Source organism: Planococcus sp. CAU13 (assembly GCF_000775575.1).
In the GTDB taxonomy this organism is placed as follows: domain Bacteria; phylum Bacillota; class Bacilli; order Bacillales_A; family Planococcaceae; genus Planococcus.
Window position 1 is genome coordinate 1 of sequence record NZ_JRGN01000188.1, and the last position, 7390, is coordinate 7390.

Genomic DNA, 7390 nt, shown 5'->3' on the forward strand with positions numbered 1-7390 from the left:
GATATGGAGCAAAACAGCGAAGACTCCCAGAGGAGCAGGCGACTGCATGACCCCCATCCTGTGGGCCCGAAAGCGAAGCTGTTTTACGGAATATCGGTTATAACTTCAATCTAAATAATCCAGAAAACTCGAAATCGATCATTTATTGAACAAAACAGCCTTTGCCTTCGTGATGACATGGTCTTCGTCGTCATAGATTAGGCAGTCGGCATGAATCAGGTTACGGCCTTCCTTTACTGCAAATGCCCGCGCCGTCAGAACGGAAGAGTTGCTGCTTCTTAAAAATGTCACATTCAAATCGACAGTTACCGCCTGCTGCCTGCCGTTTTCATCAGGAGGGACCGTATTGCACAGGGCGACTTCGGCAAGAGTGGAAATAACACCTCCGTGGATAAGGCCTGTACTGTCGATATACAGTTCCTTGATCGGCAATGTCACTTTTACGCTGTTTTCGGTTGTTCTTTCATATTCCATTTCAAGGAATTTATCGAATGGCTGACGGATGAACATTATTGGAACCTCCTTCGGCACTTCTGGATTCACTTTCATCTTTTATTCGCCTTGCAGGCCCTTGAATCCTTTTTCCTTATCACGCACAATGAAAAGAGGGAGTACGAAAGGCGGAAGGTAATGAAATGTATACAGTCATTTTATATATTCATATAATGAGCGCTGCATTATCGATTGGGCCATTTTTTGTGCTGGTACCCATGATCAAACGAATCAGGGCAGCAGATCCGCAATCTTTGCCGGTACTGATCGCGACATTTAAATCTGCCACCCGGCTCGTCATGCACGCAGGACATGTGCTGGTTGCATCAGGCGTCCTCCTGATTTGGCAGGGGCCCTGGCCGTGGCATGCGCCTTGGATCCTGATGACGCTTGCGGTGATGTTTTCATCTGTGTTTTTCCTGGCACGCGCATTTTCTCCTGTATTAAAGAAGTTCAGTGAAACGGATGCCGATCAGACTGCGCTGGCAGAGAAGCTGAAGCGTTCGTTATGGATTTACATAGGGCTTCTGCTGTTGATGCTGTGGTTTATGGTAGACAAGCCGGTGCTGTGGGGATAAGGGATAAATAAAAAACTGGCGGCTGGCTCATAAATGAGTCAGCCGCCGGTTTTCATTTTAATGGAACCATAAATTTCTACCCTTTCAATGCGCCTGCTGTCATGCCTGCCACGAAATAGCGCTGCAGGAAGACGTAGGCGATGACCATGGGTGCCGAGGCAATGATGACCCCGGTGAACAGCATCGGGTAATTGGTGGAATACTCGCCCTGGAATTCAAGCAATGCGAGCGGCAGTGTTTTATAGGCATTGTCGGTGATGAACAGCAAAGGATACAGCAGATCATTCCAGTGCATGACGAAAAGGAAGATGGCTGTGGCGGACAGGGAAGGAACGGAAAGCGGCAGGGCCACTTTCATGTAAGTCTGCCAATTTCCGGCGCCATCGATCGTCGACGCTTCAAATAATTCCTTCGGCAGGGTTTTCATGAAACCTGTCAGGATAAAAACCGCGATTGGCAATGTAACCGCAATGTTGACGAGGATGAGGCCGAGCAGGCTGTTCGTCAGGTTCAAATCCAGCACGAGCGCATACAGCGGCACCATATTGACCTGGGCCGGCACCATCATGCCAAGTGTAAACAAGCCGAACAGAATATTGCCGATCCAATTATTCAGGCGGCTGATGCCGAAAGCGATCATCGAAGCAAAAAATAAAGTGAACATGACTGAAAACAGCGTGACAATGCTGCTGTTTATAAAATAGCCGGCCATCGTCTGCTCCTGGAAGATGGCACTGTAATTGCTCCACTGGAAGCCGTCTTCAGGCAGGCCGAGCGGGTCGCGGAACGTCTCCTGCAGCGTTTTGAGAGAAGTGAGGACAACCATCAGCAGCGGAATCAGGATCAGCAACGCATAGACTGCCAATGAAAATTTTCGGAACAGCAAATAATTCCCCTCCTTCTAATACGAGATGCGGTCTGAGCGCAGCGCTTTGAACTGCAGGAATGTGATGATCGCGATAATGATCATGAAGAGAACTGAAATGGAACTGGCATATCCGAAATTATAACTTCGGAAGGCAACATCAAAAATATACGTTGCAATGATTTCCGTCGAGTTGTTCGGACCGCCGCCGGTCATTGCGAATACCAGATCAAACGCCTTAAAGGATTGGATGGTCGTATAAGCGATGACGATGGTGGCGGAAGGGGCGAGCAGCGGCCACGTGACTTTCTGGAACGTCTGCCATTTGCTGGCCCCTTCGATTTTCGCCACTTCGTAGAGATCTTCCGGAATCGCCTGCAGGCCCGCCACAAATATGATCAGCATCTGTCCCGCGTGAAACCAGACTTGCGTGATGGCGAGCGAATAAATGGCGATATCCGAATTGCCGAGCCAGTTCTGCCGCAGGAAATCAAGACCGAGCAATTCCAGGATCTGGTTCAGGATGCCCAGGGACGGGTCATAGATAAATGACCAGATAAACGCGACAGATACCGAAGAAAGGATGGTCGGAAAGAAATACAGTGCCCGCAGAAATAAATTGGTTTTGGTGTTTTTTAATACGATCAAAGCAAATGCCAAAGCCACGAGAGTCTGGAGAATAACGACCACCAGCATAAATTTCATATTATTGCCCACCGTTTTCCGGAAGACGGAATCCCCGGTCAACGCCCGTTCGTAATTTCCGATTCCCACAAATTGATAGGCATCACTTAAGCCGTCCCAATCCGTAAAAGAATAGAACAGGGCGCTGACAGTCGGATACAGGAAAAAGATGCTGTAAAGTAAGAGCCCCGGTAAAAAGAACAGATAAATCGATTTTGAAATCTTCATTTATTTATTCCCGGTTTTCATCGACGATCTGCTGTGCTTCTTCCGCTGCCTCCATTGGATCGGCGCCTCCAAGGACGTTTTCAATCGAGCCCAGGACAGCGGCTTCAATCTGTGCATTTGTAATCAGGAACCGGGGCTGGAACCTGGTTTTTCTTTCGTCAATCCAATAAGCTGTGTTCTGCAATACTTCGGATTCATATTCCACGTCGTTGACAGTCAGGTGCTGCCCGGTTTCATTGGCATACTGTGAAGCGATTTCAGGACGGCTCAGGAAACGGATGAATTCCTTTGCCTCCTCTTTCTTTTCCGAATTGCTGTTGACCGCCAGCATGAAGGTAGCGGTATTGATGCCTTCATATTGTGCTTCGCTTTCTTCTACTGTGATGGGAGCCATCAAATCGAGTTCCAGATCCGGGTTCAAGCCAAGAAGCGCTGCCATATGATAGGAGCCGGTTGCAAGCATGGCGGCTTCCTCATTGGCGACCATGGCCATGGCAGAATCCTGGCTTGTGCCAAGTGCATCCGACTGAATATAGCCTTTTTCCTCCAGAAGCTGGAAATCTTCGAGTGTTTTTACCCACCATTCGTTGGTCAGCGATTCTTCGCCGTTCTGCAGTTTTTCAAAAATATCTTCATCCGGTGCATTGTTCATCATCATGCTGTTCATAAATTGGTTCGGTCCGATATCGGCTCCGGGGAATGCGATGGGAATAATATCATTTTCGAGCAGCGTGTCGGCCATTTCCTGGAATTCAGTCCAGCTTTTCGGCACTTCCAGCCCTAGTTCATCAAACATGCCTTTGTTATAGACCGGCATATTGAAGACCAGCTGATAAGGCAGCGCCAATTGCTGTCCGTCTTTTTCGCCTACCGTAATCAGGCTTTCATCAAAGTTTTCGACAAAATCTTCACCGCTCAGGTCCTCGAAAAATCCGGCATTTGCAATGGCTTCAAATTGAGCGCCAGGGAATGAAGTGAAGACATCGCCTGTTGAACCGTCCGTCAGCATCCGCTGTCCGGTAGCCTGGTATTGCTCGGATGGATAAATATTCATCTCGACACTGATTTCAGGGAATTCGTCTTCAAATTGGGCGATGATGTCATCCAAAACTGCCTTGTCTTCTCCGCGCCAATGAATAAAACTGATCTGAGTCCGGTCTCCTGAGCCGCTTTCTGTTTCAGAGCCGCTGTCCGGGCTTTCACCGGCACAGCCTGCCAGTGCGAGAAAAGGCAGAAGCAATGCTGCCGTAAAGGAACTTTTCTTACTGATCATTTGAAGTCCTCCCTTTTTATGAATAGTATCTTTATATCAGTTATACCGTAAATTTGTGTAAAATGACAGAATAATTAGAATTATTTATTTTATGGCAACCAATTTTAGGGCGTGAAAAAGCACAAGCTGCTGGGCTTGTGCTATTTTTCATTCTTCCCGGATCAAAGGGAGCGTACAGCAGCGGAAAGCGCCGCCGGACTTGATGATCTCAGAAAAATCCACTTCAATGACGCGGAAATCGTTTGCCCGGAGCATGGCGTTTACTTTGACGTTCTGCGGCTGGCTGAAGACCCGGCGCCCTCCGATGGAAAGCACATTGGTGCCGAGTGCAAACTGTTCTTTTGCATCGACTGGTATGAGCGTATAGCGTTTGGAAAGCATTTCGACTGTTTCTTTATCCAATGCTTCTTCAAAAATCAATGCTTCAGTAGGAGAAAGAATATTGAAGACACAATCCAGATGAAGGTATTTTTCATTGAATGAAATAGGAATGATGTTAAAATCGGGAAGCTTTTTCTGCAATTCTTTTATGGCGCTTTTGCTTGTGCGGCTGCTGATGCCGACGTAAACCGTATCCCGGTCGATAAGGACGTCGCCGCCTTCGACCCGGTTGCAGCCAAGCGTCTCCGACTGGAAGTTATGGTGCTTCAGCCATTTCTGCAGGACGTTTTCTTCACCCTGACGGATTTCAGAAGCCATCTCAGCGATATAGACAGTGTCACCTACTGTGAAACCGATGTCTCTTGTAAATACTTGTTCCGGAAAAGCCTCCGAAGGATTCAGCAAATCGGTTTCTACGCCTTCCCGCTGAAGCGCTTCGAGAAATTCGGTATGCTGCTGCATCGCTTTTTCCGTATCGATATTTTCTTCCTGGTATCTTTTTTGGACGTCATTGATGACGTCTTTAATCTCCATGTATTCCGGTGGGCAGAGTAAAACCCGGCGCAGCGAATCGTATTCGCTTTTACATCTGGCGGATGGAGAGGATTTCGTGAATGCTGGCATATAAACTCCTCCAAAATTCCTGTTTAATAATATTGTTATTCCCGTTTCGAGGAGGAATTAAAACATGAAAAGTGAGAAGATGGAAAAGCAGTGGAAGCAGGGAAATGAAAGGGGATTGTCATCATGAAAATTACACAGCAGGAAATTCAGGAAGACCGGGACTTCATCAGGCAGAAAGTGATTGAACACAACAGAAAGAGTCTGCCTGAGCAGCAGGAGAAACCGTATGGCAATATCAGTTTTATTGCAAGAAACGATAACGGGGAAATTATAGGCGGAATTACGGGCACTTATTTCTGGCAGCATATGCATATCGACTTCCTGTGGGTCGATCCTGCAGAGCAGGGCAGCGGAATCGCCGCGCAAATGATGGCAAAAATGGAGCAGTATGCGCGCGAATTGAAATGCAGGCTGATGACAGTGGATACATTCAGCTTTCAGGCGCCCGGATTCTACCGTAAACAGGGCTTTCAGGAATTTGGTGTAATTGAAGACCACCCTGAAGGCCATAGCCAGCACTACTTTGAGAAGCGGCTGACGGAGTAAAAAATATTGCAAAATTCTTCAGATACAAAAAAAACGGACACCCGAGGGCATCCGTTTTTTTATTAGTCTTCTTTATAGAAGACTTTATCAACATTGTACTTCGCTTTATGAGCGTTGATCAGGTACGTTTCATAAATGTCGCGTTCCATCGGATCTTCCACAATGGAAATAGTGATGCGGTGGACTTCGTCACGGTGATTCTTAAGTGGGGAGACATTGTCCTCAAAATGCTTTTTCACACGCTGGCGCAGTTTGCGGGCTTTGCCGACAAACAGCAATTCGCCGCTGTGGTTGAAAAATTGGATGATGCCGCCTTTATCACGCGGTATTTCGTGAAGGTCGATAAAACCGTATAGGGGTTTGATCACGGCCTCGTCGCCTGTAATTTCCTGTTTGCGCTGTGTAATTGTCACATCCGCTTTTGGTGGCTGGATATTAATCATGTTATCACGTCCTCTATTATCGTAATGCTTATTTTAACATAAAAGAGAGCGGAAATCCATCCGCTCCCCACATACTGTCTCAGATGGATTTCAATTGATTTTCAGCATCTTCTTCACCCTGCAGGATTTCAAATACCTTACCGTATGTGTTTTCTCTCTCCAATACATTAACAAGCACATTCGCTACATCAGCACGGGGAATCGAACGGCCTTCCATGGAAGAGAAGCCTTCCGTCGAAACTTCCACTTTGCCTGTTTTATCTTCATCTGACAGGGGACCTGGGCGGACGATCGTATAATCCAGGTTTGTAGCCTGCAGAATTTCATCCGCTGTCCGTTTGGCCACGAGATACGGTTTCATCGCTTCGCCGCCTGCGTCGGGATTATCAGAACCCATCGATCCGAGCTGCACAAAACGCTTCACGCCTTTTTCTTCGGCGTATTTTGCCGCTTTGACCGAGCCCCATAAATCGATGGTCAGTGTTTTGTCCGGTCCTGTTTTCGGTCCGGAACCAGCCGCGAAGATGACGGCATCGACATTCTCAAAAGCCTCGCTGAAATCTTCTTCCAGATCAGCCAGAACAACTTTTGATGCACCGAGTTCTTCCATTTTTGCTTTTTGTTCCTCTTTCCGCACCATCGCCACAGCATTATGGTTCTGTGCAGCCAGTTCCTTCACGATATTTTTGCCAACTTGTCCGTTTGCTCCGATTACTAAAACATCCATTAAAAAATCCGCTCCTCTTTTTATCATGATTTTATTATTATTCCCTGTCCCGCAGCGGATAAACAATAAAACGGTGAAGCGGATGCTTTGTACGGAGCTATTTGGCTGTAAGGCTGTTAATAAGAGCTGAAACAAGCTAGAATAGAGACTAGACGGAGGTGGACCATATGGAAATTAAAGATTTTACATTTCACAAAATCAATGATCCGACGGGCATAATGGAAAGTGACCGCTACGAGTTTTTATTGACGGTCGAAGTGGACGAAGACGACGAACTTTACACAGAAGCGGGTCTGGACCTGCGTGTCATCATGGCCGCTGACGCTAACGGAGCGCGCATTGCCCATTATAACTTCATGGACAAGCAAACCGGCAAAGCGATGGAATTTGCCCTCGAAGACGACGAAGAAGCTGAAGTGCAGGCTTATTGCCGCGATAAATTATCACTGTAAGAAAAGCGTAAGCGCCCGCTAAGCTCTGAAAGGCATAAGACAGAACAGCGAAGCGGCCTTGGCCGCACAGCTGGGCTGGCTTATGACCCGAAGAGCT

General features: G+C 47.3%; 10 protein-coding genes. 3 read left to right on the forward strand and 7 right to left on the reverse strand.

Going from position 1 to position 7390, the window contains the following annotated elements:
• Window positions 1-138 precede the first annotated feature (138 nt).
• Complete coding sequence (locus KW93_RS08055; RefSeq protein ID WP_033542484.1) at window positions 139-510, reverse strand: PaaI family thioesterase; 372 nt, start codon at window positions 508-510, stop codon at window positions 139-141.
• A gap of 125 nt (window positions 511-635) precedes the next feature.
• On the opposite strand from KW93_RS08055, the gene KW93_RS08060 reads away from it, so the two are divergent.
• Window positions 636-1070: a hypothetical protein gene (locus tag KW93_RS08060; protein WP_033542485.1), complete on the forward strand. Its 435-nt coding sequence runs from the start codon at window positions 636-638 to the stop codon at window positions 1068-1070.
• A gap of 76 nt (window positions 1071-1146) precedes the next feature.
• On the opposite strand, the gene KW93_RS08065 is transcribed toward KW93_RS08060, so the two are convergent.
• The 4 genes from KW93_RS08065 to KW93_RS08080 form a co-directional block, all read right to left on the reverse strand.
• Window positions 1147-1956, reverse strand: coding sequence for a carbohydrate ABC transporter permease (locus KW93_RS08065; protein ID WP_033542486.1), 810 nt, complete (start codon window positions 1954-1956; stop codon window positions 1147-1149).
• A 15-nt stretch (window positions 1957-1971) separates the two neighbouring features.
• Window positions 1972-2847, reverse strand: a complete 876-nt coding sequence (locus KW93_RS08070; RefSeq protein ID WP_081986966.1) for a carbohydrate ABC transporter permease — start codon at window positions 2845-2847, stop codon at window positions 1972-1974.
• Between the two features lie 4 nt (window positions 2848-2851).
• Window positions 2852-4120, reverse strand: a complete 1269-nt coding sequence (locus KW93_RS08075) for an ABC transporter substrate-binding protein (RefSeq protein WP_033542487.1) — start codon at window positions 4118-4120, stop codon at window positions 2852-2854.
• Between the two features lie 147 nt (window positions 4121-4267).
• The gene (locus tag KW93_RS08080) at window positions 4268-5125 is read right to left on the reverse strand and encodes a dimethylarginine dimethylaminohydrolase family protein (protein ID WP_033542488.1); all 858 of its coding nucleotides are present in this window, start codon (window positions 5123-5125) and stop codon (window positions 4268-4270) included.
• 123 nt (window positions 5126-5248) lie between these two features.
• Here KW93_RS08080 and KW93_RS08085 point away from each other — a divergent pair, with 123 nt between their 5' ends.
• Complete coding sequence (locus KW93_RS08085) at window positions 5249-5671, forward strand: GNAT family N-acetyltransferase (protein ID WP_033542489.1); 423 nt, start codon at window positions 5249-5251, stop codon at window positions 5669-5671.
• A 62-nt stretch (window positions 5672-5733) separates the two neighbouring features.
• On the opposite strand, the gene KW93_RS08090 is transcribed toward KW93_RS08085, so the two are convergent.
• Both KW93_RS08090 and KW93_RS08095 read right to left on the reverse strand, forming a co-directional pair.
• Window positions 5734-6114 carry a nucleotide excision repair endonuclease gene (locus KW93_RS08090; RefSeq protein WP_033542490.1) on the reverse strand — a complete coding sequence of 127 codons (381 nt, stop codon included), beginning with the start codon at window positions 6112-6114 and terminating at the stop codon, window positions 5734-5736.
• A gap of 79 nt (window positions 6115-6193) precedes the next feature.
• Window positions 6194-6841, reverse strand: a complete 648-nt coding sequence (locus KW93_RS08095; protein WP_033542491.1) for an SDR family oxidoreductase — start codon at window positions 6839-6841, stop codon at window positions 6194-6196.
• Window positions 6842-7008: 167 nt separating this feature from the next.
• Here KW93_RS08095 and KW93_RS08100 point away from each other — a divergent pair, with 167 nt between their 5' ends.
• Window positions 7009-7293 (forward strand): DUF6509 family protein, encoded by a 285-nt coding sequence (locus KW93_RS08100; RefSeq protein ID WP_033542492.1) that lies wholly within the window; start codon window positions 7009-7011, stop codon window positions 7291-7293.
• Window positions 7294-7390: the final 97 nt, after the last annotated feature.

What these genes read in the sequence shown, in the direction of transcription:
- KW93_RS08055 (WP_033542484.1), bottom strand. Translation starts at nt 510, where the DNA reads ATGTTCATCCGTCAGCCATTCGATAAATTCCTTGAAATGGAATATGAA.
- KW93_RS08060 (WP_033542485.1), top strand. Translation starts at nt 636, where the DNA reads ATGTATACAGTCATTTTATATATTCATATAATGAGCGCTGCATTATCG.
- KW93_RS08070 (WP_081986966.1), bottom strand. Translation starts at nt 2,847, where the DNA reads ATGAAGATTTCAAAATCGATTTATCTGTTCTTTTTACCGGGGCTCTTA.
- KW93_RS08075 (WP_033542487.1), bottom strand. Translation starts at nt 4,120, where the DNA reads ATGATCAGTAAGAAAAGTTCCTTTACGGCAGCATTGCTTCTGCCTTTT.
- KW93_RS08080 (WP_033542488.1), bottom strand. Translation starts at nt 5,125, where the DNA reads ATGCCAGCATTCACGAAATCCTCTCCATCCGCCAGATGTAAAAGCGAA.
- KW93_RS08085 (WP_033542489.1), top strand. Translation starts at nt 5,249, where the DNA reads ATGAAAATTACACAGCAGGAAATTCAGGAAGACCGGGACTTCATCAGG.
- KW93_RS08090 (WP_033542490.1), bottom strand. Translation starts at nt 6,114, where the DNA reads ATGATTAATATCCAGCCACCAAAAGCGGATGTGACAATTACACAGCGC.
- KW93_RS08095 (WP_033542491.1), bottom strand. Translation starts at nt 6,841, where the DNA reads ATGGATGTTTTAGTAATCGGAGCAAACGGACAAGTTGGCAAAAATATC.
- KW93_RS08100 (WP_033542492.1), top strand. Translation starts at nt 7,009, where the DNA reads ATGGAAATTAAAGATTTTACATTTCACAAAATCAATGATCCGACGGGC.